Source organism: Micromonospora sp. RHAY321, from assembly GCF_023896955.1.
GTDB lineage: Bacteria > Actinomycetota > Actinomycetes > Mycobacteriales > Micromonosporaceae > Micromonospora.
Genome location: NZ_JAMHIW010000013.1, coordinates 66,231 through 92,653, shown reverse-complemented (window position 1 = coordinate 92,653; position 26,423 = coordinate 66,231). Strand labels below are relative to the sequence as shown.

Genomic DNA, 26,423 nt, shown 5'->3' with positions numbered 1-26,423 from the left:
TCGAGAAGGGCGGGATCAGGCAGCAGAGCCGGCCCAGATGAAGCCGAAGGCGATGCCCAGCAGCGCCAGCGCCTCGATGACGGCGAAGCCGATCCAGACGTAAGGCAGGGTCATCCGCGAGGACTCCGGCTGACGGGCGGTCGACTGGATGTAGGCGGCGAAGACCAGGCCGACGCCGATGCCGGGGCCGATGGCGGCGAGGCCGTAGCCGATGGCAGCGGTGCTACCGGTGACCTCGGCGAGAACGCTAGCGTCCATTGGTGTGGTTCCTCCTGGTTATCACGCGTGACTCTCACGCGGGACGACAACGGTTGGTGCGGTGGATCAGTGCTCTTCGGCGAGCGCGCCCTGCACGTAGCTGGCGGTCAGGACGGTGAAGACGTAGGCCTGCAGGACGATCACCAGGAACTCGAGGAAGGTGAGCGCGATGGTCATCACCCAGGAGAGCACCGAGACCGGGGCCAGCCAGGCGTTGGCGCTCAGCATCGCGAAGCCGCCGAGCGTGAAGACCAGCAGGAGCATGTGACCGGCGAACATGTTCGCGAAGAGACGTACCGCGAGCGAGAACGGCCGGACGATGAAGGTCGAGAAGAGCTCGATGGGGATCAGCAGCGGCAGGATGTACCAGGGTGCCGGCGGGATCAGCGAGTTCTTGAAGTACTTCACGAAGCCGTGCTGCCTGATGCCGATGTAGTTGAACAGCACGTAGCTGATGATCGCGAGGATCGCCGGGAAGGCGATGTGCGAGTTCGGCGAGATCTGGAAGAACGGGATGATCGCGAACGCGTTCGTCAGCAGGACGAAGCAGAACAGCGTGGTGAAGTACGGCGCGAACCGCACACCCGCGTGCCCGATCATGTCGACCGCGATGTTGTTCCGCACGAAGCCGTAGATCGACTCGGCGAACCACTGCTTCTTCGTCGGCACCAGCTGCGGGTTCCGGTAGCTCGCCAGGAAGAAGATGATCAGGACGCCGACCGCGATCCAGACCATCGCCGTGATCTTGGTGAACCAGTACGACTCGTGCGCACCCCAGGGCAGGATGCTGGGCAGGTAGAAGTCCTCCACAGTGGGTGGGAATGCCGCCTGGCCAGCTGCCAGAACGTTCGCCTGTCCGAACACCGCGTCCCTTCCTAAGTAGGCGTGCCGAGCCGGCGGACGACGAGGATGATTCCCCCGGCCATACCGAGCACGACGCCGATCCCGGTGGCAACGCCTCCGGTGTCGAGCCACTGGTCAACCAGCCAGCCGATGAAACCCCACACGAGCATGCCTCCGACGAGGTAGCTGAGCGCGGTCCAACCCTGACCGGCGCCGGACGGAATGTCGTCCGGTTCACCGGCGGGACGGGGGGTTTGGTCACCAGCCATGACGGGGCGAACGATATCAGCCGGGAAGACGAGGCTGTGCCTCACCCCCCGCACAACCGTCGTTGTGTGGGCATCCGGGGGCCGCGTCGTCTGTGGGCACGCTACTCCCCTTCCGGCCATGAGAGAATGACCGGTGGCCGACAGCTTGTCGCGCGTCCGATGGATGAGACGACCAGCCGATCGCCAGGTCAGCCGATCGCCAGCTCAGCTACGCGATCGACGCGCGTGGACGGTGGTCAGCCACCAGATGTGCACCGCGGTCCACACCGCCACCCCGGCGACGATGCCGAGACAGAGCGGCACCAACCCGGGCCAGCCGGTCGACGCCACCGCCACCATCACCACACCCAACAGGCTGAACTTCAGCACGTACAGGCCCAGCCCGAGCGGCAGCAACAGCTGCGGGTTGATCTGGTCGGCCCGGGCCAGCACCACGGTGGTGAGCGTGTAGCTGAACACCGTGACACCCACGCCGGCCGCCGCGCCGAACGCCGCCGTCGTGCCGCCGGTCGCCCCGCCGACCACCGCGGCGACCGCCGCCAGCGCCACCGACGCGATCAACAGCACCGGCAGGTGCCGCAGTCGCCAACGCCGGTCGGTGTCCGCCTCGACCACCCCGGGCTCAGCCACGGGGGTACGCCGGGAACGCGGCGACCAGCTCGGCCACCTCGGCACGGACCCGGCTCAGCTCGTCGGCGCCGCCCGGGGCGCCGGGATCGGCGCGTACCGCACGGGCGATCAGGCCGGCGACCTGCCGCAGCTCTCCCTCCCGCATGCCCTGCGTGGTGACACTGGGCGTGCCCACCCGCAGGCCGGAGGCGACCATCGGCGGCTGCGGGTCGTACGGGATCGCGTTCTTGTTGAGGGTGATCGACGCCGCGTCGCAGCGCGCCTCGGCCTCGGCACCGGTCACCCCCACCTCGCGCAGGTCGATCAGGGCGAGGTGGGTGTCGGTGCCGCCGGACACCGGGCGCATCCCCTCGGCGGCCAGCCCGGCGGCGAGCGCCTGGGCGTTGCGGATCACCTGGCCGGCGTACGTCTGGAACTCGGGCTGGGCGGCCTCCCGCAGCGCGACCGCCTTCGCCGCGACCGCGTGCATCAACGGGCCGCCCTGGGTGAACGGGAAGACGGCCTTGTCGATCCGCTGGGCCAGCGACTCCCGGCAGAGGATCATGCCGCCGCGCGGACCGCGCAGCACCTTGTGGGTGGTGGCGCAGACGACGTCGGCGTACGGCACCGGGGACGGGATGGCCCGGCCGGCGACCAGGCCGATGAAGTGCGCCGCGTCCACCATCAGGTACGCGCCGACCTCGTCGGCGATCTCCCGGAACCGGGCGAAGTCGATCAGCCGGGGGTACGCGGTGGCCCCGCAGATGATCATCTTGGGCCGGTGCGCCCGGGCCAGGTCCCGCACCTCGTCGTAGTCGATCAGCTCGGTGTCCCGGCGGACGGTGTAGCCGACCGTCGCGAACCACTTGCCCGAGAAGTTCACCCGGCTGCCGTGCGTCAGGTGCCCACCGTGCGGCAGGTCCATCGCCAGCACCGTGTCGCCCGGCTGCACCAGAGCCGCGTACGCGGCCAGGTTGGCGCTCGCCCCGGAGTGCGGCTGGAGGTTGGCGTGCTCGGCGGCGAAGAGCTCCCTGGCCCGGGCGATACCGATCTCCTCGGCCCGGTCCACCTCGGCACAGCCGCCGTAGTAGCGCCGGCCCGGGTAGCCCTCGGCGTACTTGTTGGTCAGCGTCGACCCGAGCGCCGCCAGCACCGCCGGCGAGGTCAGATTCTCGCTGGCGATCAGCTGCAGGCCGCCGCGCAGCCGGTCCAGCTCGCCGAGGACCACCCCGGCGATCTCCGGGTCGGTGGCCCTGAGCTGCGCGAAATCCGGCCCCCAGAAGGTGCTCGTCTCGGTGTCCACAGCGAACGAGTCTAGGGGGCGGCACACTGACAGCTGTGAGATGCCTGGTCACGGGAGCCACCGGATACATCGGCGGGCGGCTGGCGCCGCTGCTGCTCGCCGACGGGCACAGCGTGCGCTGCCTGGCCCGCAGGGCCGTACGGCTGCGCGACGTGCCCTGGGCGTCGGCCGTCGAGATCGCCGAGGCGGACCTGAGCCGGCCGGAGACGCTGCCCGCCGCGTTCGCCGACGTGGACGTCGCCTACTTCCTGGTGCACTCGCTCGGCCGGGCCGACTTCGAGGCGGCCGACCGGGCGGCGGCGACCAACTTCGCGGCGGCGGCCCGGGCGGCCGGCGTACGCCGGATCATCTACCTGGGCGGTCCGGAGCCGGCGGCCGACGAGACGGTGCCGTCCCCGCACCTGCGGTCCCGGGCCGAGGTGGGCCGGATCCTGCTGGCCAGCGGAGTGCCGACGGCGGTCCTCCGGGCCGCGGTGATCATCGGCTCCGGCTCGGCGTCGTTCGAGATGCTGCGCTACCTCACCGAGCGACTGCCCGCCATGGTCACTCCGCGCTGGGTGAGCAACCGGATCCAGCCGATCGCGGTCCGCGACGTGCTGCGCTACCTGGCCGGCTGCACGGCGCTGCCGGAAGAGGTCAACCGGGGCTTCGACATCGGCGGGCCCGACGTGCTCACCTTCCGCGAGATGATGCAGCGCTACGCCCGGGTGGCCGGGCTGCGCCGCCGGATCATCGTGCCGGTCCGCCCGCTCACCCCGTCGCTCTCCTCGCACTGGGTCGGTCTGGTCACCCCGGTGCCGAACGCCATCGCCCGACCGCTGGTGGAGAGTCTCATCCACGAGGCGGTCGCGCACGACCACGACATCGCCCGCCACGTGCCCGACCCGCCGGAGGGGCTGACCGGGTTCGACCAGGCCGTGGCGCTGGCGCTGGCCAAGGTGCGTGACGCCCAGGTGGAGACCCGCTGGTCGACCGCGAGCCTCCCCGACGCCCCGGCCGAGCCGCTGCCCACCGACCCGGCCTGGTCCGGCGGTACCGCCTACACCGACGTCCGGGAACAGGCCGTGAAGGCGCCTCCGGCCGCGCTCTGGCGAGTGATCGAGGGCGTCGGCGGCGAGCACGGCTGGTACTCGTTCCCGCTCGCCTGGTCCATCCGGGGCTGGCTGGACCGGCTGGTCGGCGGGGTCGGGCTGCGCCGCGGCCGGCGCGACCCGCACCGCCTCCAGGTCGGCGAGGCACTGGACTTCTGGCGGGTCGAGGAGATCGTCCCGGGCGAGCTGCTGCGGCTGCGCGCCGAGATGCGGCTGCCCGGCCGGGCCTGGCTGGAGATGCGCGCGCTACCCGGCGACGACGGGGGCAGCCGCTACGTGCAGCGCGCCGTCTTCCTGCCGCGCGGGCTGGCCGGGCACGCCTACTGGGGGTCGGTGGCCCCGTTCCACGCGGTGGTCTTCGGTGGAATGGCCCGCAACATCGCCCGAGGCGCCGAACACCTCCGCTAGTTGCCGGTGCGGGCGCCGGTCACCTGGAAGGCGGCCCGTTCGCTCGGCGGGACGAAGTCCCGCACCGGCTGGTCGCGCAGGGCGGCGGCGAGCACCGCGCCGACGGCGTCCACCATCCGGGCCTGCACCGCCTGACCGACCGCGTCACGCGGGTCGTCCGGGTTGGCGGCCATCGAGGCGACCGCGAGCTGCGGGGTGAAGGCCACCACCGTCTCCGACTCGTACCGCTCCGAGCTGCCGGTCTTGCCGGCCACCGGACGTCCGAGTCTGGACCGCAGGTCGGGCGCGGTGGCGCCGTCGCAACGCCCGTACATCGACTGGTCGCCCACCGGGCAGCGCGCCGCGTCGGTGGCCGCCCGGGCCACGTCGGCGTCGAGCACCTGCCGGCAGTCCGGCTTGGCGGCGTCCACCGGCCGGCCCGCCGAGTCGGTGATCGAGACCACCGGCAGCGGCGCGCACCAGGTCCCCTCGGCCGCCACCGTGGCGTACGCCGTCGCCAGGTCGAGCGGGGTGGTCGCGGCGACGCCCAGGGTGAACGGCCCCCAGTTCTTCGCCCCGTACCGGGCCAGCCGGGCATCGGAGTCGGCGCGCAGCACGATGCCCAGCCGCTCGGCCATCTCCACCACCCGGTCGGCGCCCACCCGCTCGGTGAGCCACGCGAAGTAGGTGTTCACCGAGCGCCCGAACGCGGTCCACATGGTGCGCGGGCCGTCCATCGACGAGGGGCTGGCGTTCGCCGGGCACCAGCGGCCGTCGCAGCTCGCCTCCCCGGTGACGGGAAAGCGGGTGACCAGCCGGGTCGGCGCGGTGAAGTCGGTCGACAGCGGCAGGCCGGACTCCAGCGCGGCCAGCATGGTGAAGAGCTTGAACGTCGACCCACCCTGGTACCCCTCGATCGCCCCGCCGCCGGCCACCAACTGGTTCACCGTGTTGGGGTGGTTCTTCTGCCCGACCGGGTTGTCCGCCACGCTGTAGCTGCGGTTCACCGACATCGCCAGCACCCGCCCCGTGCCGGGTTGCACCACCGCCGTGGGCATGGCCCGGGCGTCGGTCGGCTTGTAGATGCGCAGCACCTGCTCGGTGGTGGCCCGCTGCACCCCCGGGTCCAGCGAGGAGACGATGGAGAACCCGCCCCGGCGCAGCGTGCGCTGCCGCTCGTCGGCGCTCGACCCGAACGCCGGCTGGCTGCTCCACCAGCGGGTGAACCAGTCGCAGAAGAAGCCCCAGTCGTTGTGACCGTCGGGCACCGCCGTGCAGTCGTTGGGTGTCTGGCTGGGCCGCAGCTCCAGCGGCTCGGCCCCGGCCGCCGCCGCCTGCTGCGCCGACACCTGGTCCGCCTCCACCATCTGGTCCAGCACGTACGCCCGCCGCTGCAACGCGCTGTCGGCGTCGCCGTTGATCGGGTCGTCGCTGTCCGGCGACCGGACCAGACCGGCCAGCATCGCCGCCTGGGCCAGGGTCAGCTCCGCCGGGGAGCGCGAGAAGTAGCGCTTGCTGGCCGCCGCGATGCCGTACGCCCCGGCGCCGAAGTAGGCGATGTTGAGATACCGGGTGAGGATCTCCTCCTTGCTGAGCTCCCGCTCCAGCGCCAGCGCGTACCGCATCTCCTGGATCTTGCGGGCGGTGGTGATCTCGGTGGCCGCCTCGCGCTGCCGCTCGGTCAGCCGGGGGTCGCTGCTGAGCACGTTGCGCACGTACTGCATGGTCAGCGTGGAGGCGCCCTGCCGGGTCTGGCCGTCACGCTTGTTCACGGTGAAGGCGCGCACCACGCCGCGCAGGTCCACGCCGCTGTGCTGGTAGAAGCGGACGTCCTCGGCGGCCACGATGGCCTGGCGCATCACCGGGGCGACCTCCTGCAGCGGCACGTCCACCCGGTCCTCCTGGTAGAAGGAGGTGATCAGGGTGGTGCCGTCGTTGGCGTAGAGGTTGGAGCGCTGCGCGGTGGGTGGCGTGCGCAGCGTGTTCGGCAGCTCCGAGTAGGGCGTGGAGAGGGCCGTGAAGCCGATCCCGAAGACCAGGGCCGCCGGCAGGGCGGCCGCTGCCAGCACCAACCCGGCCAGCACACCGGCGATCACCACGGTCAGCAGTTTGTCGAGATGGGCCCGGATCATCAGCTCTCCCCGCAGGAGCCGGTCACGCTAGGACCCGTTCAGAATGACCCGGAACGCCCCTTTCGCCCCGCGTTTTCCCCAAACCCGGAGGAAACTCGCACGAGGCTCAGGGCAGCAGCACGCCGGCCAGCGGGTGGACGGTCTCCTCGATCTCGTCGGCGACCCGGCTGAAGCACTGGTCGCCACGACCCCACGGGTCGTCCAGATCGTCGGTCGGCAGCGACGAGGCGCCCAACCGAGCGCTGTGGGCCGCCGCCACCAGGGCCACGCCCCGGGCGTACACCGCCTCCGGGGTCGCCTCCGCCGGCGGCAACGCGGCGGCGTCGACCGCGGCCAGCAGCCGACCGAACTCACCCAGCACGAACGTGCGGGCCGCCGCGTCCGGACGCAGCGCCACCACGTACTCCTGCTGGTCGGCCGTGGCGGTCAGGACCAGGTCGGCGGCGTCGATGTGGTCCGAGCGCAGCTTGCGCGCGGCGAACCCCTCCACGGCCCCACCCCGGCCGATGACCTGCCGCGCCGCCGGTGGGTTCATCTCCTCCCCGGCGTGCCAGCCGCCGGTGCCGGCGCTGTGACTGTGCAGCAGCTCCTCGGCCCGGGCCGGGTCCTGCTCGCGCCGGGCCAACCGCTCCCGCACCGCGAGGGCCAGCAGCCGCTCCGCCATCGGCGAACGGCAGATGTTGCCCATGCAGACGTGCAGAACGGTGAACGGGGGCACTCAGGCCCCCTGGACGTCGACGAGATCCGGCACCACGTCGCGCAGCTTCTCCAGTGGGATCGCACCGGCGCGCAGCAACTGCGGCACCTCGCCGGTCAGGTCCACGATCGTGCTGGGCACCGGGTCCGGGCAGGGACCGGCCTCCAGGTACGCGCGCACCGAGTAGCTGAGCTGGTCGCGCGCCTCCTCGGCGGTCACCGCGGCGGGCTGGCCGGTCTTGTTGGCCGAGGAGACCGCCATCGGGCCGGTCTCGCGCAGCACCTCCAGGGCCACCGGGTGCAGCGGCATCCGCACCGCCACCGTGCCGGTCTTGTCGCCCAGGTCCCACTGGAGGCTCGGCGAGTGCTCGACCACGATCGTCAGCGCACCCGGCCAGAACGCCTCCACCAGATCCCGCGCGGCCGAGGGCAGCGAGAAGACCAACCCGTCCAGGGTGTGCCGCGAGCCGATCAGCACCGGCGGCGGCATCTGTCGGCCCCGGCCCTTCGCGTCCAGCAGCGCCTTGACCGCGTACGGGGTGAACGCGTCCGCGCCGATGCCGTAGACGGTGTCGGTCGGCAGGACGACCAGCTCGCCGTTCTTGACCGCCTCGATGGCCGCAGCGATGCCACGGTCGCGATCAGCGGGTGAGCGGCAGTCGTAGAGCATCACGAGGAGTCAGTCTGCCACGCCGGCCCGACCGGGGCTTGCTGGCCGTCCGCCCGTCGGGACGCGGTGGCGTACCGGGGGCGGCCGGTGAGGTCCAGACGCTCCGTCACGTCGGCGAACCGGCCGTCCTCGGCGAGCAGCCCCGGCACCGCCGCGCCGTGCGTGTCGTCGTGCTCCACGCCGAACGCGCCGCCCGGGCGTAGCAGCGCCGCCGCGCGGGTGATCACCGGCCGGATCACCGCCAGACCGTCCGTGCCGCCGAAGACCGCCTCCGCCGGATCGTGCCCGGCCACCTCCGGCGACACGACCACGTCGACCGGCACGTACGGCGGGTTGCAGAGCAGCACGTCCACCCGGCCGACCAGGTCGGCCAGCAGGTCCGGCGCGGTGACGTCGGCCTCGACCACCTCGATCGGGCGGCCCCCCGCCGCGACCCGCTCCGCCGCGTTGCGGCGAAGCCAGGCCAGCGCCGCCGGAGACCGCTCCACCGCGATCACCCGGGCGTTCGGCAGCTCCTGCGCCACCGCCAGCGCGATCGCGCCGGAGCCGCTGCACAGATCCACCACCAGCGGGTCGGGCCGGCCCCGGGCCTGCTCGACGCCCCAGCCGGCCAGCAGCTCGGTCTCCGGCCGGGGCACGAAGACCCCCGGGCCGACCGCCAGCTCCAGGTGCCGGAAGCCGGCAAGACCGGTCAGGTGCTGCAACGGCTCCCGGTCGGCGCGGCGGCGCACCAACTCGTCCAGCCGGTCCGCCTGGTCGCCGGTCAGGTCGTCGGCGAGGGCCAGCCGGCCCCGGGGCACGCCCAGCACGTACGCCGCCAACAGCTCGGCCTCCACGCGGGCCGGACCCACCCCGGCGGCGGTCAGCGCCCGGGCCGCCCGGGCCACCGCGGCGGACGGACGGAGCCGGCCTGTCCCTTCGGGGGGGTGTTGCGGCAGAGTGGTCACGCCATAATCATGAAGCGTCGCGAGCGGCGCCACGAACGGGTGCGCCGGTGCGCACACGACGGGAGGTTGCGAGTGGGCTGGCTCGACCGGGTCGATGACCAGGTTGACGCCCTCACGCGCGCTCGGGCGTTGCAGGAGGCCAGTCGTTCCGCAGAGGCGTACACCCTGCTGGAACGGGTGATCCGCACCACGACCGACCCGGCGGCGCGAGCGGACGCGATGGTGCAGCGGCTCTCCGCGCTGATCAATCTCGGTCGGACGGCGGAGTACACCCGGGCCATCGAGGAGGCCTCGGCGGCCGTGCGCGACCTCGCCGAGCCCTACCTGCACGGCCACCTCAACGCGCTGGCCGCGCTCGCCGCCCACCACCAGGGCGCGCTGGACCGCTGCGTCACCCACCTGGTCAAGGCGGCCCGGGCGCTGGGCGCCGTGGAGGACCCGGACCGGGACACCGCCTGGGGCTGGCACGACCTCGCCATGGCCTACAGCTATCTCAGCTTCCACGGGTACGCCCTGGGCGCGATCGAGCGCGCCCGGCAGCTCGGGGTCACCGCCGGGATCCCGGAGGAGACGTTCGCCGCGCCGGGGATCCGACTGCGCAACGCCGTGGCGCTGGACCACAACGGCGACAGCGACGGGTGCCTGCGGGTGCTGCGGGACGTCGCCGCCGACCTGGCCCGGTTCGTCCGCACCGGGCGGGCCGGCCGGCTGCGCCCGAGCAGCCTCGCCGCATACGGGTACGCGGCGGCCCGGCAGGCGGCGCTCGGCGACCGGGTGGAGGCCGCCGGCGACACCGAGCCGTCCCGGCTGCTCAACCACGGCGGGGACAGCGCCCGCGCCCGCGACATGCGTCAACTCGGGCTGGTCTGCCTGGCCGTCGCCGACGGGCGCCCGATCGAGGCGGTCACCCGGCTGGACACCATCCTGGTGTCCACCGAGACGCTCGGCGCGGCCGAGCCCGCCCGGCTGCGCAGCATCGCGCTGAGCCGGGCCGGCGACCACCTGGCGGCGCACCGTGCCGACCGGCTGGCGTTCCGGCTCGCCGCGCAGCGCAACGACCGTCTGCGCGACGTCTACATCGACGGCATCGCCGCCCGGATCGACCACGAGGAGATGCGCCGGGAGGCGGCGCGGTTCGAGGGCGAGGCGCTGACCGACCCGCTCACCGGGCTGCCCAACCGGCGGCGGTTGGAGCGGTACATCACCGCCGTGGTCACCCGTGGCGAGCAGGTCGTGATCGGCGTCTGCGACCTGGACGGTTTCAAGGCGGTCAACACCCGGCACGGGCACCACTCCGGGGACCTGGTGCTCCAACGCATCGCCGGGGTGATCAACCGGGTGATGCGCCGGGGTGACTTCGTGGCCCGCTACGGCGGCGACGAGTTCGTGGTGGTGCTGCCGGACACCGGCATGGCCGAGGCGGCGGAGGTGGCCCGCCGGATCGAGGCCGCGGTCCTCGCGGAGGACTGGGAGTCGCTGGTGCCGGGCACCCCGGTCGGGGTGAGCATCGGTTTCGCCGAGGTCTCCGGCGGCAGCGGTCTGCGCAACGCGCTCAGTGTCGCCTTCGAGCAGGCCGACCGGGAGATGCTGGCCGCCAAGTCCCGCCCCCGCGCGAGCTGAGCGCCGGTGCGATGAGCCCCGGCCGCCGGACGCCGACGGCGGCGATCGCTCAGCGGCGGGTCAGCTCGGTGTCGCCGGCCAACCGGGCGGCCCGGTCGGCCTCGGTGAGGGCGTCCAGCACCCCGTCCAGCTCACCGGCGAGCGCCAGATCCAGGTTGTACGCGGTGTAGCCGATCCGGTGATCGGTGATCCGGTTCTGCGGGAAGTTGTAGGTGCGGATCCGCTCCGAGCGGTCCACCGTGCGCACCTGCGCCTTGCGGGCGTCCGAGGCGGCGGCGTCGGCCTGCTCCTGTGCCGCGGCGAGCAGCCGTGCCCGCAGGATCCGCATTGCCTGCTCCCGGTTCTGCAACTGGGACTTCTCGTTCTGGCAGGAGACGACGATGCCGGTGGGCAGGTGGGTGATCCGCACCGCCGAGTCGGTGGTGTTGACCGACTGGCCACCCGGGCCGGACGAGCGGAACACGTCGATGCGCAGGTCGTTCTGGTCGATGGTGACGTCGACGTCCTCGGCCTCCGGCAGCACCAGCACTCCGGCTGCGGAGGTGTGGATGCGGCCCTGCGACTCGGTGACCGGGACCCGCTGCACCCGGTGCACGCCGCCCTCCCACTTGAGCCGCGACCAGACGCCGTTGCCGCCCTCCGGGACGCCCTTTGTCTTGATCGACAGTGAGACGTCCTTGACCCCGCCGAGGTCGGAGTCCTGCGCGTCGATCACCTCGGTGATCCAGCCGTGGCGCTCGGCGTACCGGCTGTACATCCGCAGGAGGTCACCGGCGAAGAGCGCGGACTCCTCACCGCCCTCGCCGGCCTTGATCTCGACGATCACGTCCTTGGCGTCGTGCGGGTCACGCGGGATGAGCAACTCGGCGAGGCGCTCCTCCAGGGCCGGCAGGGACGCCGCGATCGCCTCGGTCTCGGCCGCGAAGGAGGGGTCCTCGGCGGCGAGTTCCCGGGCCGCGGCGAGGTCGGCGCGTGCCTGCTCCAACTCACCGGCGGCCTTGTACAGCGGCACCAGCTCGGCGTACCGGCGGCCGACCCGACGCGCGGTGGCCTGGTCGGCGTGGATGGCCGGATCGGCCAGCCGCTTCTCCAGCTCCGCGTACTCGTCGAGGAGACCGGCCAGACGCTCGCTGCTCATGCTGCGGATGCTCCTTCGACGGGTGCGGTGCCAGGGCGAAGACGGGGGGAATGCCGACGGCGCCCGCGTCCGGTGCGAAACCGGACACGGGCGCCGAACGGTAAGTTACTTGGCCTTCTTCGCCTGAACCTTGGCGTACTTCTGCTGGAACTTCGCGACCCGACCGGCGGTGTCGAGAACGCGCTGCTTACCGGTGTAGAACGGGTGGCAGGCGCTGCAGGTCTCGACGTGGATCGCCCCGCCCTTGGCGGTGCTGCGGGTCGTGAACGTGTTGCCACAGGAGCAGCTGACCTCGGTGGTCACGTACTCCGGGTGGATGTTTGCCTTCATCTCGCCTCGGTCCTCTCGTTGGTGGTCGCCGGGTCGCCGTCACCGCCCGTCGCGCCGTGCACGACGGGCTCGGGCGTGAACCGGAACCGGTGGCCGATTGACCAGTGTGCCATGGGCCTGAGCCGACCCGATAATCGGGCCGCACACCTCGTCCGGCATCGTCAACACGTGCCTACCCGTCCGCATTCCCGCCGCCTGGCCGGGCATTCAGCCGGTCGGCGGCCCGCCGCCGAGTACCCCGTCGGGGGTACGCGCGCCGAGCCGGAGGGGAGCCGATGACCCGCCTGATCGCCACCCGGGGACTGCCCGCGTCCGGCAAGACGACCTTCGCCCGGACCCTCCAGCCGTCCGTGGTCCGGGTCAACCGCGACGACCTGCGCCGCATGCTGCACGGCGAGCGGCTCTTCACGCAGTGGGCGGAGGCGCAGGTGACCGTGGTCCAGCGAGCCCAGGTCGAGGCGCTGCTGCGTGCCCGCGCGGACGTCTGCGTGGACGACACCAACCTGCGCTCGCGGACCCTGCGGGACTGGGCCGACCTGGCCGCCCGGTACGGCGCGGAGTTCGAGGTGCACGACTTCACCGACGTGCCGTTGGCCGAGTGCCTGCGCCGCGACGCCGCCCGCCCGGAGGCCGACCGGGTCGGTGCCGACGTGATCTCCCGACTGCACGAGCGGTACCTGGCGGGGCGGGCGCTGCCGTTGCCGGTGCCGCAGGCCCGCACCGGACGACCCGCCACCGTCCACCCCCCGTCGACCGAGCCACCGGAGATCGTGCTCGTGGACATCGACGGCACCGTCGCGCTGGCCGTCTCCCGCAGCCCGTACGACATGACCCGGGTCGGCGAGGACGAGCCGAACCCGGCGGTGATCGCGGCGGTCCGGGCGATGCACGCGGCCGGCTACGGGGTGGTCTTCTGCTCCGGGCGGGACGCCTCGGCCCGGGCCGCCACCGAGGCGTGGCTGGCCCGGCACGTCCGGGTCCCCTACCTCGGCCTGCACCTGCGTGCCGTCGGCGACTCGCGCAAGGACTCGATCGTCAAACGCGAGATCTACGACCGGGAGATCCGGGACCGCTACCGGGTGGTCGGCGTCTTCGACGACCGTGTCCAGGTGGTCCAGATGTGGCGCGCCCTGGGCCTCACGGTCTTCCAGGTCGCCGACGGGGACTTCTGAGGGTCGCGGCTTCCGAGGTCTGCGGCGCAGGGAAGGGTCCCTTCCTGGGGCGACAGGAAGGGACCCTTCCGCACACGTCAGCGGGTGATGGCGATGGTCGCTTCGGTGCGCATCTCGTTGACGGTGACCGTCAGGCGTACCGGGGCGCCGGGACGCAGGGCGGTCAGGGTGCCGGTTGCCGGGTCGAAACGGGCGGTGTGCCAGGGGCGTACCCCGGCCGCCGAGCCGACGTACACCTGCGGCGAGGCGGCCCAGTCGGCGCTGACCGGCGCGGCCACCGGGACGGTACGGCCACCGGGCTGGGTCAGCGTGGCGGTGACCCGCGCCGGGGTGCCGACCACGACGCTGGCCGGGGCGGTCAGCGCCAGACGGTCCACGTGGGCGTGGAACTCCACGTCCACCCAGCGGGGTCCCTCGGCGCGCGGGTCGCGCCGGGCCTGGTCGGCCTCGGCCGGGGTGACCGGGTCCACGCCGAACTCCGACCATCCGGTGAAGCCGCCCTGGTCCGCCGGGGTGGACGGCGTCTTGCCCGCGTTGCCATTGATCACGTACGGCACCCCGTCCACCCGCTCGGCGTGGAAGGTTCCGACGTGCCCGCCGACGAAGAGCGCGCCCTTGCCGGTGCGGTGCTGGAAGTCGGCCAGCCACTGCTCCAGCAGCGCCGCCTCCTTGCGGTCGCCGAGCTGGCTGGCCTCAGCCGGGCTGGGGTCGCGCGCCGGGTGGTGGTGCAGCACGACGACCGAGCCGACGCGTTTGTCGGTGGCCGCCGCGTCCAGCGCCTCCCGCAGCATCCGGACCTGGTCGAAGCCACCGCCGCGCAGGGTGCCGGTGGACGAGTTCAGCGTGACGAACCGCGTGCCCGCGTGGTCGAAGACCCGCGAGGTGGCACCGAACGCGGCCTGGAAGTTGCTGATCGGCGCACCCATGATCTCGTGGTTGCCGGGCACGTAGTACCAGGGCAGCGCGTCGCCCAGCTCCTCGTCGAGGATCCGCCTGGCCAGCGCGAAGTCCGCCGGGTAGGCGGTGTCGACGAAGTCCCCGTTGATCAGCAGGAAGTCCGGCCGGGCGGCCTTCACCTCGCGCAGCGTCCGACGGGCCTGGGCGACCAGGTCGCTGTCCGGGTCGGCGGCGACGAACTGGGCGTCGGACAGCACGGCGAACCGCCAGGGAGCGCCGTCCACGGTGCCGTCGCGGACCACCACCCGGTCGGTACGCGGCGGCTCCGCCGGCACGTCCACGGAGGGCGGCACCTTCGCCACCAGGTCGTCGATGACCACCTCGCTGGTGTACTGCGCGGCGGCGTTGGTCTCGGCCACGTAGAACCGGCGCACCCGGACCGGGTACTGCACCCCGGCGGGCACCGCGAACTCCACGTACCGCCAGCCGGTCCAGGTGATCAGCGGGCCGCGCAGCACGTGCTGGGTGTCCTGGGCGTCGTGCAGGTGCAGGCTGGGCCACTCCCCCGTGCCGTTGCCGTGGATCCACATACCGAACGCCTGCGGCTGGCCGGGCACCTCGATCCAGGCCGGCGGGTCGGCGTACGCGGCCCGGGTGCCGGTGGACTGGCTGAAGTCGTACGACATCCGCAGGCCGGTGCCGGTGTGGCCCGGCGCCGGCGCGACCGATCCGCTGGCGCGGGCCTGGCTGAACCGCCAGGACGCGGCGTCCTCGAAGCCGGCCACCGGCACGTCGGTCAGCCCGACGGTGACCGGCACGACGGCACTGGTCCGTCCGACGTGGACGGTGATGAGGCCGGAGCCGGTGTCCCGCAGCGCGGTGACGGCGAGGTTGCCGTTCCCGGTGGGTACGACACGCAGCAGGTCCCGGTCGTAGTCGAGGGTCAGGTCGGCCGGCTCGATCGGCGCCGTGTTGCCCTCGGCGTCGTAGCCGACCACCCCGACCACCGCGCTGCCGTCCCGGCCGGTCAGCCCGACGCGGTCGACTGTGGAACCGATCCGTTGCAACGGGCCGAGCACGGTGAGGCCCAGCGAGCCGGCGGCCCGGCCACGGGCGGCGGTGACCGTGCTGGCCCCCGGAGCGCCGGCATGGAACACCCCCTGCCGGTCGACCCGGCCGTGCACCGCCGGAGTCGCCCGCCAGGTCGGCGTGCCGGCCGCCGGGCCGTACGTCTCGTCGTAGCCGGCCGCCGTGAGAGTGCGGGTCAGCCCGGGGAAGACCCGGTCCGGCCGGCCACCGCGCACCGGCGAGACGCCCGGGGCGGCGGTGGGGTCGCTGGCGGTCTCCACCCAGTAGCCGGTGAGCCGGCCGCTGCCCTTCGGTGCGTAGATGGCCAGGCCGTTGGGCACGGGCCGCTCGCTGCCGTCGGAGGGGCTGTTCTCCACCTGCACGGCCGGCGCGCCCGGCTCCCGGGCCAGCAGCGTGGACGAGCCGCCGCCATCCAGGTTGAGCGCGTGGTGGGCGCCCAGCTCGGCCATCATCCGGCCCATCTCGGTCTGGGTGACGCCACGGCTGTCGGCCTGCCGGCCGTCCACCGTCAACATGATCATTTTGCGACCGTCGGCGGTGAAGCCGACCGCGGTGCGCGGGGCCAGCGCGGGATCGGTGATGGTCTGCACGACCCCGTCGCGGACCAGGACGTTGCCGCCGCCGACCGCCGCGTGCAGGGTGCTGCCGTCGGACGGCTTGGGCCGCCAGGCCACCGTCACCGGGTCACCGGCGCGGAGCCCGGCCAGCGCGTCCGCGCCGGCGTCGCGACCGAGCAGCACCGTGCTGCCGGCGACGATCGGGCCGCTGCCGGCCGCGCCGGCAACCGCGGCCACCCGGCCGCCGACGACGGTGACCTCGACGACCCGGGCCGCGCCCTCCACCGCCCGCTGCCGGGAGTACGTCCCCCAGAGCTCGGTGAACGCACCGATGCCGTCGGCCTGCACGATGTTGTTGAACTGGGTCAGCGGCACCGGGCCGCCCGGCAGGGTGGCGGTGCCGTCGAAGTTCACCTCGATCACGCGCCCGAGCCCGTCGGCGGTGACCGCCACCGCGTTACGGTGCCCGCTGACCGCCGACTGGATCAGCTCACCGTCGCGGATGCCGACCCCCTGGGCGGCACCGGAATTGTTGATGTCGAAGAAGTCGCCGTTGACCGCCGCGACCGCGCGCGAGCTGTCCACCGCCGTGCGCAGAGGCTCGGCACGGCTGACCGCTCCGGAGTTGACGTAGTCGACGGTGGCCCCGCCGGTGAGGTCGGTGGTGAGCGCGTCGGCACGCAGCCAGCCATCGGCGTCGTACCGGTCGAAGGAGGTGAGCTGCACCCCCGGCGCGACCGGTCGGGTGGCCTTCGTGGTCTCCAGGCCGCCGGCCGGCTCCAGGCCGGTGGCGGCGGCGGCCGGAGCGGCCGTCGGGGCGGCGACGGCGGGCGGGGCCGGCGCGGCGGTCGCCGGCACCGGAACGGCCAGGGCGAGCAGCGGCGTCAGCAGCAGGACGCCGGTGCGGCGGGCGGATCGTCTGCGGGTACGCATGGACGACAGTCAACCCGATTGTGAATAGAAGTTTCAAGATGTACCGGCTGAACCGAAGGAAAACTTCACACCCGTCGCCCGTCCGCACGGCGGGTGGACACGACGAAGGGGCACGGCCGAGATGGCCGTGCCCCTCCGGTGGTCACCCGGGGATCACTCCCCCGGCGTCGACTTCGCGATCTGCATCAGGAACTCGATGTTGGTGCGGGACTGCTTGAGCCGGTCCAGCAGCAGGTCCAGCGCCGCCTGCGAGTCCAGCGAGTGCAGCACCTTGCGGAGCTTGTGGATGATGGCCAGTTCCTCAGGCGCGAGGAGGACCTCTTCCTTACGGGTGCCGGACGGGTTGATGTCGATGGCCGGGAAGGTCCGCTTGTCGGCGATCTTCCGGTCCAGCTTCAGCTCCGCGTTACCGGTGCCCTTGAACTCCTCGAAGATGACCGTGTCCGCCATGGACCCGGTCTCCACCAGCGCGGTGGCGAGGATGGTCAGCGACCCGCCGTTCTCGATGTTGCGGGCCGCGCCGAGGAAGCGCTTCGGCGGGTAGAGCGCGGTGGAGTCGATACCACCCGACATGATCCGGCCGCTGGCCGGCGCCGCCAGGTTGTACGACCGGCCCAGCCGGGTCACCGAGTCCAGCAGCACGACCACGTCGTGCCCCAGCTCGACCAGGCGCTTCGCCCGCTCGATCGCGAGCTCGGCCACCGTGGTGTGGTCCTGCGGCGGCCGGTCGAACGTGGCCGCGATGACCTCGCCCTTCACCGAACGCTGCATGTCGGTGACCTCTTCGGGCCGCTCGTCGACCAGCACCACCATGAGGTGGCACTCCGGGTTGTTGCGGGTGATCGCGTTCGCGATCGCCTGCAGCACCATCGTCTTACCCGCCTTCGGCGGCGACACGATGAGCGCCCGCTGGCCCTTGCCGATCGGCATGACCAGGTCGATGACCCGGGTGGTCAGGATGTGCGGCTCGGTCTCCAGGCGCAGGCGCTCCTGCGGGTAGAGCGGCGTGAGCTTGTAGAACTCCGGCCGGCGCCGCGCCTCCTCCGGCTCCATGCCGTTGATGGTGTCCAGCCGCATCAGCGGGTTGTACTTGTCGCGCCGCTGGTCGCCGCTGTTGCCGCCCTCGCGGGCCGCACGCACCGCACCGGTGATCGCGTCACCGCGGCGCAGGCCGTACTTCTTGATCTGGGACATCGAGACGTACACGTCGTTCGGACCGGCCAGGTAACCGGTCGTCCGCACGAAGGCGTAGTTGTCGAGCACGTCGATGATGCCGGCCACCGGGACGAGCACGTCGTCCTCGCTGACCTGCGGCTCACGCCCACCACCGGAGTCGCCACCGGTCTCGGTGCGCTCGCCACGGCCACGGCGACGGTCCCGGAAGCGGCTGCGCCGGCCACGCCGGCCGCCGCCCTCGCCGTCATCGTCGTCGTTGTCGCGCTCGACGCGCTGACCACGGTCGTTGCGGTCGTTGCGGTCGCCCCGGTCACTGCGCTCGTTGCGCTCGGCACGCTCGGCACGCTCGCCACGGTCGTTGCGCTCGCCCCGGTCGGCACGCTCCGCACGATCGTTGCGGTCGCCGCGCTCGGCACGGTCGCCCCGGTCACTGCGCTCGCCCCGCTCGGCACGCTCGCCCCGCTCGGCACGGTCGCCTCGGTCACTGCGCTCGCCGCGCTCGGCACGCTCGCCCCGCTCGGCACGGTCGCCGCGGTCCGCACGCTCCGCGCGCTCCGGACGCTCGGCCCGGTCCCGGCGGTTCTCGCCCCGGTCGGTCCGCTCGCCGGCTTCCGCCTCGTCGGTACGCGCCTCGGCGGCACGCGCCTCGGTCGGACGCGCCTCAGTGGTACGCGCCTCCGCCGCGGTGGTGCGGCTCCGCCGGGTACGACCCCGGGTCTCGGTCTCGGCGGCCGGCTCGGCCGGCGCCTGGTCGGTGCTGCGTGCCTCGGCCGCCGGACGGTCCACGGTCTCCCGCACCTCCTCACGGGTCGGAGCGGCCGCAGCCGCTACCTCGGCCCGCGGTCGAGGGGTCCCGGCGGCGTTGCCGCCCTGCCGCTCGGAGATCGCGGCGATCAGCTCGCCCTTGCGCATGCGAGCCGTGCCGGAGATGCCGAGCGACGCGGCCAGGCTCTGCAGCTCTGGCAGCAGCATCGCCGACAGACCGGTGCCGCTACGCCGCCGACGGGCGGGAGCGGCGGTGGTGGCATCGCCAGCGACGTTGGAAACATCCGACGTCACGTCGGTGGTGTCGCTCAATGGATTCCTTCCCTCGATAGGCCGGGACTGCCCGGAGTCGGAGCTCAGGTGGCCGGGCGGCCTCGGTGCACCCGCCTCGCAAGGACGCGTCGCGGGAGTCTGTGACACAGCAGCCGGTCGGTATCCCGACTCACCAGAAGTCGGTGAGCAGGTCTCGCCGTCTGCGGCGACCTGTGGAAACTGCGGTGCGGCGTGGGCCTTGGCAGGGGTGACGGGCTGACCGCCGAGAGCTTCGGGGGTGCGCCGCCCCGCAGGAGATCGCGTGCTTCGCGGCTGTGCTAGGTCTAGAGCGTAATCAACTCTTCCGACCTGCGGCAACAGGGTCCCGCTCGGCGTGTCCAAGTCTACCCCGGGCGACCCGCGCACCGCTGACGTCTATCGGTAACTTCCAGATCTGCCAGTCTGTTCCCAGCTGGAAGCCCGCCGGAGGCTCGCTGAGCGCCAGAACGGTCGGGCCGGCCCCACTGACCACAGCCGCCACACCGGCCGCTCGCAACGCGTTGACCAGGGCCGATGTCGCCGGCATCGTGGGTGCGCGGTAATCCTGGTGGAGCCGGTCGACGGTAGCGGGCAGCAGCAGCGCCGGGTCCGTGGTCAGCGCGTGCACCAGCAGCGCCGCCCGCCCGGCGGTCAACGCGGCGTCGCCGTGCGGCACGGTGGCCGGCAACGCCGCCCGCGCCGACGCGGTCAACCCGCGCACCTCGGGCACAAAAAGAGTGGGCCGCACCCCTTCGGCGACCGGCAGGGAAACCGCGCGGGCGCCGGTCGGCTCGGACCAGGCCAACGTGAAGCCACCCAGCAGGCACGGCGCCACATTGTCCGGGTGGCCCTCGATCTCGGCGGTCAGCCGGAGGGCTGCCGCCTCGTCCAGCCGCCGCTCCCCGTCGGCGACCAGGGCACGGGCCAGCAACACCCCGGCGACGATCGCGGCGGACGACGAGCCCAGCCCGCGCGCCTGCGGGATCCGGTTGACGCACTCCACGCTCAGCCCCTCGGGCTGGGCGCCGAGCACGTCGAAGGCGGCCCGCATCGCCCGCACCACCAGGTGCCGGTCGTCGTCGGGCAGCTCACCGGCGCCCTGCCCGGTCACCGTCACCCGGACCCCACCCGTCGTGACCTCGGCGGCCAGGTCGTCGTGGAGACCGAGGGCGAGACCCAGCGCGTCGAAGCCCGGGCCCAGGTTGGCACTGGTGGCGGGGACCCGGACCCGGACCGGCCCGGCGGTGAAGTTCGTCGGCACGGGCTCATGCTAGGGGTCGGCACCGACGTTCCGGTCCCGCGCCCGCAGCATGGGACCGGTGCGCTCAGCCGGCCGGATCCGGAACCGGCGTGGCGGTCGGCTCGGTGAGCGAGAGCCGGCGGGTCGCGATCCGCCAGCCGACCGCGTACACGAGGGTGACCAGCCCGCAGCCGGCCAGCACCACCCGCTCGTCCACCACGTCCACCACCAGGGCGACCGCGAGCTGGCTCACCGAGATGGCCAGCGTCGCGAGCATCATGTCGGTGGCGAAGACGCGCCCCCGCAGCCGGTCCGGCACCTCGCCCTGCAGCGCGAAGTTCGACATCACCCAGTTGCTGCCGCCGGCGAAGTGCGCCACGAAGACCAGCAGCAGCACCAGCGGAAACCAGCGGACCACCGACGCACCCAGGTAGGACAGGCCGTAGAGCGACATGGACAGCGCCAGCCCGGGCAGCAACCAGGACCTGTTGGTCAGCACCCGACGCATCAGGATCGGGCCCACCAGAGCCCCCGCCCCGCGCACCGCGAAGAGCAGGCCGGCGCCCAGCGAGCCGACCCCGTACACGCCGGCGAGCAGCGGGAACACGGTCAGGACCCCGTTGCCCAGACCAACCGCCGACTTCACCGTGACCAGCGCCAGCACCCGGGGCCGGTGCCCGATGTAGCCGAGCGCCTCGCGGACCGCCGCCCAGGTCCGCTGGGCCGGCCGGTCGGCGTCCCGGGGGGCCTGCAACGGCCGGCGGATCCGCCCGGCGAGGCCCGCGGCGAGCGCCAGGCCCACCGCCGCCACCCAGAAGCAGACGTACGGGCCGGCCGCCGAGCTGAGCACGCCGCCGAGCGAGGCGCCGACCACCGTCATGGTGCCCCAGGCCGAGCCGGCCACCGCGTTGCCGGCCGCCAGCTCGTCCGGCTCCAGCACGTTCGGCAGCGCGGCCTGTGCGGCCGGCGAATAGAACGCCTTGGCGACCGCCACCACGCCGATCGCGACCAGCGCCAGCCAGGCCGTTCCGGCCCGTACGCCGAGCAGCAGCAGCACGCCGAGCAGCGCGGCCACGTTCGCGGCGATCATGATCTTGCGGCGGTCGAACCGGTCGGCCACCGTGCCGGTGTACGGCAGCAGCAGCGCCACGATGCCGGTGTCCACCGCCAGCACCAGCGCGCCCCAGACACCGCTGCCGGTCAGCTCGGGCAGCAACACCAGCAGCGGCACCATGACGAACCAGTCGGCACCGAAGACCACCAGCTCGGCGAGGAAGAGGTTACGGAAACTCCGGTTACCGGTCAGGACGGAGAGGGTGGACGCCACGGAGCAGGACCATACCCGGATGACAAGGTTCGATACCGCGCCCGACCAGCCACGACCGTTCCCCGGTCCACCCGCAACGTTCCGACCCGGAAAGCCGCGACGCCCCCAGCGGGTCTGAACCCGCCGGGGGCGTCGCACGACGCGGTCCGACTACTCGGTCGGCTCCGACGGGGGCAGCGGCGAGGTACGGCTACGGGGCAGCCGCAGCACCTCGAACTGGTCCGTGCCGTCCACCAGCGCACCCGACGGGGCAGGTCGCCCCGCCACCGGCTGCGAACCCTCGGCGTGTGCCACGGCCGGCGCACCGGACGGCACCGCGACCTGGTTCGGGCCGGCCGGTTCGTCGGTCGCCGGTCCGGTCACCGCCGGCTCGCCGGAGCGCCGCTGGCGGCGCCGCTCCCGCAGCGACTCCTTGGTGTGCTCCACCATCGTGTACAGCGTCGGCACCAGGATCAGGGTGAGCAGCGTCGAGCTGAGCAGGCCACCGATCACCACGACCGCCAGCGGCTGGGAGATGAAGCCGCCCTCACCGGTCAACCCGAGCGCCATCGGCAGCAGCGCGAAGATGGTCGCGACCGCGGTCATCAGGATCGGGCGCAGCCGGCGACGGCCACCCTCGACCACCGCCTCCCCGACACCCATGCCCTGGGCCCGGTACTGGTTGATCAGGTCGAGCAGCACGATCGCGTTGGTCACCACGATGCCGACCAGCATCAGCACGCCGATCAGCGCCGGCACGCCCAGCGGAGTCCCGGTCACGAGCAGCAGGCCGATCGCGCCGGTCGCCGCGAACGGGATGGAGATCAGCAGGATCAGGGCCTGGGTGAGGCTGCGGAACGTCGCCACCATGATCAGGAACACGATCGCGATCGCGGCCAGCACCGCCAGGCCCAGGTCGCCGAACGCGTCCGCCTGGTCCGCGCTGACGCCGCCGATGACGAAGGTCGCCCCTGGCACGTCGATGCCGTCCAGCCGCTTCTGCAGCTCCTGGCTCGTCGCGCCCAGGTTCGAGCCGGTCGCCGTGCCGGTCACGGACACGCTGCGCTCACCGTCGATCCGGGTGACCTGCTGCGGCCCCTCGGCCTGGGTGACGTCCGCGATGTCGTCCAGCTTGACCGGACCCACCGGCAGCGCCCGCAGCTCCTCCACCGACACCGGCGGCCGCGCGCCCAGCCGCAGCACCACGTTCTGCTGCTGGCCGTCGAGCGCGACCTGACCCAGCGGCGCGCCACGGAACGCCTGCGACACGAGCTGACCCACCGCGGCCTCGGTGAGCCCGACCCGGCCCGCGGCGACCCGGTCGACGGTCACGTCGACCCGCGGCACCCGCGCGGCCAGGCTGGTGGTGACGTCCTCGACGTCCGGAACGCCGGCCATCGCCGTCCGCGCCGCCTCGGCGGCCCGGGTCAGCACCTCCGGGTCGCTGCCCTGGACGATCACCTCCAGCTGGCTGGTGGAGGCGTCCTGCCCGCCGCCGAAGCTGATCTCGCCCAGTCCGGCGCCGAGCTTGTCGAACTCCTCGCGCAGCACCTCGCGCATCTGCTTCGCGTCGGTGTCCCCGTCGAGCGCCACCGACCAGGTCGCGGTGTTGTTGCCGCCGCCACCCGCCCACGGGTTGTCCCCGCCGCCGGCGGTCACCTGGTAGGTCTCCACCCCGTCGGTACGCCCGAGCACCGTCTCGACCTGCTTGGCGGCCGCGTCGGTGGCGGTCAGGCCGCTGCCCGCCGGCAGCTCCTGCTGGAAGCTGAGCGTGTCCTGACCGGAGTCGTCCAGGAAGTTGGTCTCCAGCTTCTGGGCCAACCCGAAGGTGCCGAAGAGCACCAGCAGACCGAGCCCGACGGTGATCCAGCGGGTCGACCGCTTGCGGGTCGCGAACCCGATCACCGGCAGGTACGCCCGCTGCAACGGGCTGCGCAGTTCCTTCTCCTCCGCGCCGCGCCGTACCGCCTCGTCGTCGGCGGTGCCGCCGCGCGGCTTGAGGAACCAGTACGCCAGCACCGGGATCACGGTCAGCGACACCAGCAGCGAGGCGAGCAGGGCCACCGTCACGGTGATCGCGAACGGCGCGAAGAGCTGCCCGACGAACCCGCCGACCAGCGCGATCGGCGCGAACACCGCGACCGTGGTGAGCGTGGACGCGGTCACCGCGCCGGCCACCTCGCGGACGCCGGTGATGATCGCGTGGCGCTTCTCCTCGCCGTACTCCAGGTGGCGTTTGATGTTCTCCAACACCACGATCGAGTCGTCGACCACCCGCCCGACCGCGATGGTCAGCGCGCCGAGGGTGAGCAGGTTGAGCGAGTAGTCGCCGATCCAGAGAGCGATCAGCGCCACCAGCACCGAGAGCGGGATGGAGACCGCGGTGACCACGGTCGAGCGCACCGACAGCAGGAACACCAGGATGACGATGACCGCCATCAACAGGCCCAGCAGGCCCTCGGTGGTCAGCGACTCGATCGACTTCTCGACGAACGGCGCCTGGTCGAAGACCACGGTCAGCTCCGCGCCGGAGGCGTCCTTCAGGTCAGCCAGCCGGTCCCGGATCTCGTGGGAGATCTCCACGGCGTTGCCGTCGGGCGCCGCGGTGACCGCGATGCCGAGGCTGTCCTTGCCGTTGGTCCGGGTGATGGCGGTGGCCGGCGCGAGCGTCTGCTCGACGGCCGCGACGTCACCGAGACGGACAGGGGTCGCGCCGGGGGCGACCACGATGCCGCGCAGGTCGTCCAGGGTGGTGACCGGCGTGCCGACCTGCACCGGGAGGGCAAGGTTGCCGTCGTTCACCGCGCCGGCCGGGACCGCCACGCCGTTGGTCTTCAGCGCGGCGCCGATCGCCGTCGGCTGGAGCTTCGCCGCCGCCATCCTGGCCGGGTCGGGGGTGACCACCACGACGTCGTCGCGGGTTCCGGTCACCTCGACCGTGCGGACCCCCTCGATGCCCTCCAGCTCCGGCACCACTGTCGCGCGCAGCTTCTCGGCGAGCGCCCGCTCGTCCGCGGTGCCGGCCGCAGCCAGCACCACCGCTGGCAGGTCGTCGGTGCTGCCCGCGATGACCTGCGGGTCGACGCTCTCCGGCAGCTGGGCGTCGATGCGGCTCAGCGCGGTCTGCATCTTGTTGACGACGTCGTCCAGGTCGGTGCCGAACTCGTACTGCACCTGGACGGTGGCCGATCCCTCACGGGAGGTGGAGGTGACCTTGTCCAGACCGGGGATGCCCTGGAGGGCGTTCTCGATCGGCTCGGTCACCTGCGACTCGACGATCTCGGGTCCGGCGCCGGGGTAGGAGGCCACGATGAACGCGGCCGGGAATTCGAGCGACGGCAGCAGTTGCTGCTTCAGCGACGGCACGGCGAACGCTCCGAACGCCGTGGTCACCACCGCGATGAGGGCGATCAGCCCTCGGTTGGCGAGGCTGAATCTGGCGAGCAGCGACATCGGCCTGGCTCACTCCTGGAAGAGACTGCGGGCGGGGATACCCGAAAGTGTGCCGGACTCGATCACCCCGACCCGCGCCGGCCCCACGCCGGCCGTCACCGGCCCCGTTTCCGGCGCTGACCGCCGCCCGGGCGCGGCGGCCGCTCAGGCCAGGTCGAGGGCGCGGGCCGCCGCCAGCGGGTCGTTCGCGATGGTCAGCGGGGCGGGCGCCGTGGAGATCGCCCACTCCGGGTCCTTCAGGCCGTGGCCGGTCACCGTGCAGACCACCGTCGAACCGGGCGGCACCGCACCCGCCGCCGCCTGCTGGAGCAGGCCGGCAACGCTGGCCGCGCTGCCCAACTCGACGAAGACCCCCACCTCGCGGGCGAGCAGCCGGTACGCGGACAGGATCTCCCGGTCGGTCACCGCCGCGATCAGGCCACCGGAGGCGTCCCGGGCGTCCAGCGCCTTGGTCCAGCTCGCCGGGTTGCCGATCCGGATCGCGGTGGCGATGGTCGACGGCTCCGGCACCACCTGGCCGGTGACGATCGGGGCCGCGCCGGCGGCCTGGAAGCCGTACATCTTCGGCGCCCGGGTGGTGGTGCCGGCGGCGTGCTCCTCCGCGTACCCCATCCAGTAGGCGGCGATGTTGCCGGCGTTGCCCACCGGCAGGCAGTGGATGTCGGGCGCGTCACCGAGCGCCTCGACGATCTCGAAGGCGGCGGTCTTCTGCCCGTGCAGCCGGTCGATGTTGACCGAGTTGACCAGCGCGACCGGGTAGTCCTGGGCGAGCTTGGCGGCCGTCGCGAGGCAGTCGTCGAAGTTGCCGCTCACCTGGAGCAGCTTCGCGCCGTGCACCAGCGCCTGGGCCAGCTTGCCCAGCGCGATCTTGCCCTGCGGCACCAGCACCGCGCAGGTCAGCCCGGCCCGAGCCGCGTACGCCGCCGCCGAGGCGCTGGTGTTGCCGGTGGAGGCGCAGATGATGGCCTTGTTGCCGGCCTCGACCGCCTTGGAGACCGCGAGGGTCATCCCGCGGTCCTTGAACGAGCCGGTCGGGTTGGCGCCCTCCACCTTGAGGTGCACGTCGCAACCGAGCCGCGCGGAGAGCACCGGCGCGGGCAGCAGCGGGGTGTCCCCCTCGTGCAGTGTCACGACGGGCGTGGCCGCGGTGACCGGCAGCCGATCCCGGTACGCCTCGATCAGACCCCGCCACATGTCGCTCTCCTCGCCTCTACCGCCGCGTCGACCTGAGGACCAGGCCACCCTGGACCA

The 26,423-nt window shown here is 72.8% G+C and carries 20 protein-coding genes; 3 read left to right on the top strand and 17 right to left on the bottom strand.

Features of this window, described 5'->3' with window-relative positions; translation table 11 throughout:
- Positions 1–15: 15 nt before the first annotated feature.
- From M8C17_RS23575 to glyA, 5 genes are all read right to left on the bottom strand, one after another.
- On the bottom strand, positions 16–258 hold the full coding sequence (locus M8C17_RS23575; RefSeq protein ID WP_130404096.1) for a F0F1 ATP synthase subunit C: 243 nt from the start codon (positions 256–258) through the stop codon (positions 16–18).
- Between the two features lie 66 nt (positions 259–324).
- Positions 325–1,122 carry a F0F1 ATP synthase subunit A gene (gene atpB / locus M8C17_RS23570; RefSeq protein WP_252418742.1) on the bottom strand — a complete coding sequence of 266 codons (798 nt, stop codon included), beginning with the start codon at positions 1,120–1,122 and terminating at the stop codon, positions 325–327.
- An 11-nt stretch (positions 1,123–1,133) separates the two neighbouring features.
- Positions 1,134–1,370, bottom strand: coding sequence for an AtpZ/AtpI family protein (locus M8C17_RS23565; RefSeq protein ID WP_252418741.1), 237 nt, complete (start codon positions 1,368–1,370; stop codon positions 1,134–1,136).
- Between the two features lie 204 nt (positions 1,371–1,574).
- A complete protein-coding gene (locus M8C17_RS23560) occupies positions 1,575–2,000 on the bottom strand; it encodes a hypothetical protein (protein ID WP_252418740.1) in 426 nt (141 codons plus the stop codon).
- Positions 1,993–3,282, bottom strand: coding sequence for a serine hydroxymethyltransferase (glyA, locus tag M8C17_RS23555; RefSeq protein WP_252418739.1), 1,290 nt, complete (start codon positions 3,280–3,282; stop codon positions 1,993–1,995). Before glyA ends, M8C17_RS23560 begins: the two co-directional genes overlap by 8 nt.
- Positions 3,283–3,317: 35 nt before the next feature.
- On the opposite strand from glyA, the gene M8C17_RS23550 reads away from it, so the two are divergent.
- A complete protein-coding gene (locus tag M8C17_RS23550; RefSeq protein WP_252418738.1) occupies positions 3,318–4,781 on the top strand; it encodes an SDR family oxidoreductase in 1,464 nt (487 codons plus the stop codon).
- On the opposite strand, the gene M8C17_RS23545 is transcribed toward M8C17_RS23550, so the two are convergent.
- The 4 genes from M8C17_RS23545 to prmC all read right to left on the bottom strand — a co-directional run bounded on the left by M8C17_RS23545 (position 4,778) and on the right by prmC (position 9,205).
- Complete coding sequence (locus M8C17_RS23545; RefSeq protein WP_252418737.1) at positions 4,778–6,892, bottom strand: transglycosylase domain-containing protein; 2,115 nt, start codon at positions 6,890–6,892, stop codon at positions 4,778–4,780. The genes M8C17_RS23550 and M8C17_RS23545 overlap by 4 nt on opposite strands.
- A gap of 106 nt (positions 6,893–6,998) precedes the next feature.
- Positions 6,999–7,610 (bottom strand): phosphotyrosine protein phosphatase, encoded by a 612-nt coding sequence (locus tag M8C17_RS23540; protein ID WP_252418736.1) that lies wholly within the window; start codon positions 7,608–7,610, stop codon positions 6,999–7,001.
- Positions 7,611–8,258 carry an L-threonylcarbamoyladenylate synthase gene (locus M8C17_RS23535; protein WP_252418822.1) on the bottom strand — a complete coding sequence of 216 codons (648 nt, stop codon included), beginning with the start codon at positions 8,256–8,258 and terminating at the stop codon, positions 7,611–7,613.
- Positions 8,258–9,205, bottom strand: a complete 948-nt coding sequence (gene prmC / locus M8C17_RS23530) for a peptide chain release factor N(5)-glutamine methyltransferase (RefSeq protein WP_252418735.1) — start codon at positions 9,203–9,205, stop codon at positions 8,258–8,260. The genes M8C17_RS23535 and prmC overlap by 1 nt, the downstream gene beginning before the upstream one ends.
- Positions 9,206–9,277: 72 nt before the next feature.
- Between prmC and M8C17_RS23525 the strand changes: the two genes are divergently transcribed.
- On the top strand, positions 9,278–10,825 hold the full coding sequence (locus tag M8C17_RS23525) for a diguanylate cyclase (protein WP_252418734.1): 1,548 nt from the start codon (positions 9,278–9,280) through the stop codon (positions 10,823–10,825).
- 49 nt (positions 10,826–10,874) lie between these two features.
- Here the strand turns inward: M8C17_RS23525 and prfA are convergent, their stop codons facing one another.
- The gene (gene prfA, locus M8C17_RS23520; protein WP_252418733.1) at positions 10,875–11,963 is read right to left on the bottom strand and encodes a peptide chain release factor 1; all 1,089 of its coding nucleotides are present in this window, start codon (positions 11,961–11,963) and stop codon (positions 10,875–10,877) included.
- 105 nt (positions 11,964–12,068) lie between these two features.
- The gene (rpmE, locus tag M8C17_RS23515) at positions 12,069–12,293 is read right to left on the bottom strand and encodes a 50S ribosomal protein L31 (protein WP_007464546.1); all 225 of its coding nucleotides are present in this window, start codon (positions 12,291–12,293) and stop codon (positions 12,069–12,071) included.
- Positions 12,294–12,568: 275 nt separating this feature from the next.
- Here rpmE and M8C17_RS23510 point away from each other — a divergent pair, with 275 nt between their 5' ends.
- Positions 12,569–13,465: an AAA family ATPase gene (locus tag M8C17_RS23510; RefSeq protein WP_252418732.1), complete on the top strand. Its 897-nt coding sequence runs from the start codon at positions 12,569–12,571 to the stop codon at positions 13,463–13,465.
- Between the two features lie 77 nt (positions 13,466–13,542).
- Here M8C17_RS23510 and M8C17_RS23505 read toward each other — a convergent pair whose 3' ends face one another.
- The 6 genes from M8C17_RS23505 to thrC all read right to left on the bottom strand — a co-directional run bounded on the left by M8C17_RS23505 (position 13,543) and on the right by thrC (position 26,366).
- Complete coding sequence (locus tag M8C17_RS23505) at positions 13,543–16,941, bottom strand: phosphodiester glycosidase family protein (protein WP_252418731.1); 3,399 nt, start codon at positions 16,939–16,941, stop codon at positions 13,543–13,545.
- Between the two features lie 153 nt (positions 16,942–17,094).
- Positions 17,095–19,194, bottom strand: coding sequence for a transcription termination factor Rho (gene rho / locus M8C17_RS23500; RefSeq protein ID WP_252418730.1), 2,100 nt, complete (start codon positions 19,192–19,194; stop codon positions 17,095–17,097).
- Between the two features lie 295 nt (positions 19,195–19,489).
- The gene (thrB, locus tag M8C17_RS23495) at positions 19,490–20,434 is read right to left on the bottom strand and encodes a homoserine kinase (RefSeq protein WP_252418729.1); all 945 of its coding nucleotides are present in this window, start codon (positions 20,432–20,434) and stop codon (positions 19,490–19,492) included.
- 64 nt (positions 20,435–20,498) lie between these two features.
- Entirely contained in the window at positions 20,499–21,740 is a 1,242-nt protein-coding gene (locus tag M8C17_RS23490; RefSeq protein ID WP_252418728.1) for an MFS transporter, read from the bottom strand.
- 150 nt (positions 21,741–21,890) lie between these two features.
- The gene (locus M8C17_RS23485) at positions 21,891–25,172 is read right to left on the bottom strand and encodes an efflux RND transporter permease subunit (RefSeq protein WP_252418727.1); all 3,282 of its coding nucleotides are present in this window, start codon (positions 25,170–25,172) and stop codon (positions 21,891–21,893) included.
- 144 nt (positions 25,173–25,316) lie between these two features.
- Positions 25,317–26,366, bottom strand: coding sequence for a threonine synthase (thrC, locus tag M8C17_RS23480; protein WP_252418726.1), 1,050 nt, complete (start codon positions 26,364–26,366; stop codon positions 25,317–25,319).
- Positions 26,367–26,423: the final 57 nt, after the last annotated feature.

Bases quoted from the DNA above. Each gene is read 5' to 3' on its own strand.
- M8C17_RS23505 (WP_252418731.1), bottom strand. From the start codon at position 16,941: ATGCGTACCCGCAGACGATCCGCCCGCCGCACCGGCGTCCTGCTGCTG.
- thrC (WP_252418726.1), bottom strand. From the start codon at position 26,366: ATGTGGCGGGGTCTGATCGAGGCGTACCGGGATCGGCTGCCGGTCACC.
- M8C17_RS23565 (WP_252418741.1), bottom strand. From the start codon at position 1,370: ATGGCTGGTGACCAAACCCCCCGTCCCGCCGGTGAACCGGACGACATT.
- M8C17_RS23545 (WP_252418737.1), bottom strand. From the start codon at position 6,892: ATGATCCGGGCCCATCTCGACAAACTGCTGACCGTGGTGATCGCCGGT.
- M8C17_RS23535 (WP_252418822.1), bottom strand. From the start codon at position 8,258: ATGCTCTACGACTGCCGCTCACCCGCTGATCGCGACCGTGGCATCGCT.
- M8C17_RS23485 (WP_252418727.1), bottom strand. From the start codon at position 25,172: ATGTCGCTGCTCGCCAGATTCAGCCTCGCCAACCGAGGGCTGATCGCC.
- prfA (WP_252418733.1), bottom strand. From the start codon at position 11,963: ATGAGCAGCGAGCGTCTGGCCGGTCTCCTCGACGAGTACGCGGAGCTG.
- M8C17_RS23510 (WP_252418732.1), top strand. From the start codon at position 12,569: ATGACCCGCCTGATCGCCACCCGGGGACTGCCCGCGTCCGGCAAGACG.
- rpmE (WP_007464546.1), bottom strand. From the start codon at position 12,293: ATGAAGGCAAACATCCACCCGGAGTACGTGACCACCGAGGTCAGCTGC.
- M8C17_RS23575 (WP_130404096.1), bottom strand. From the start codon at position 258: ATGGACGCTAGCGTTCTCGCCGAGGTCACCGGTAGCACCGCTGCCATC.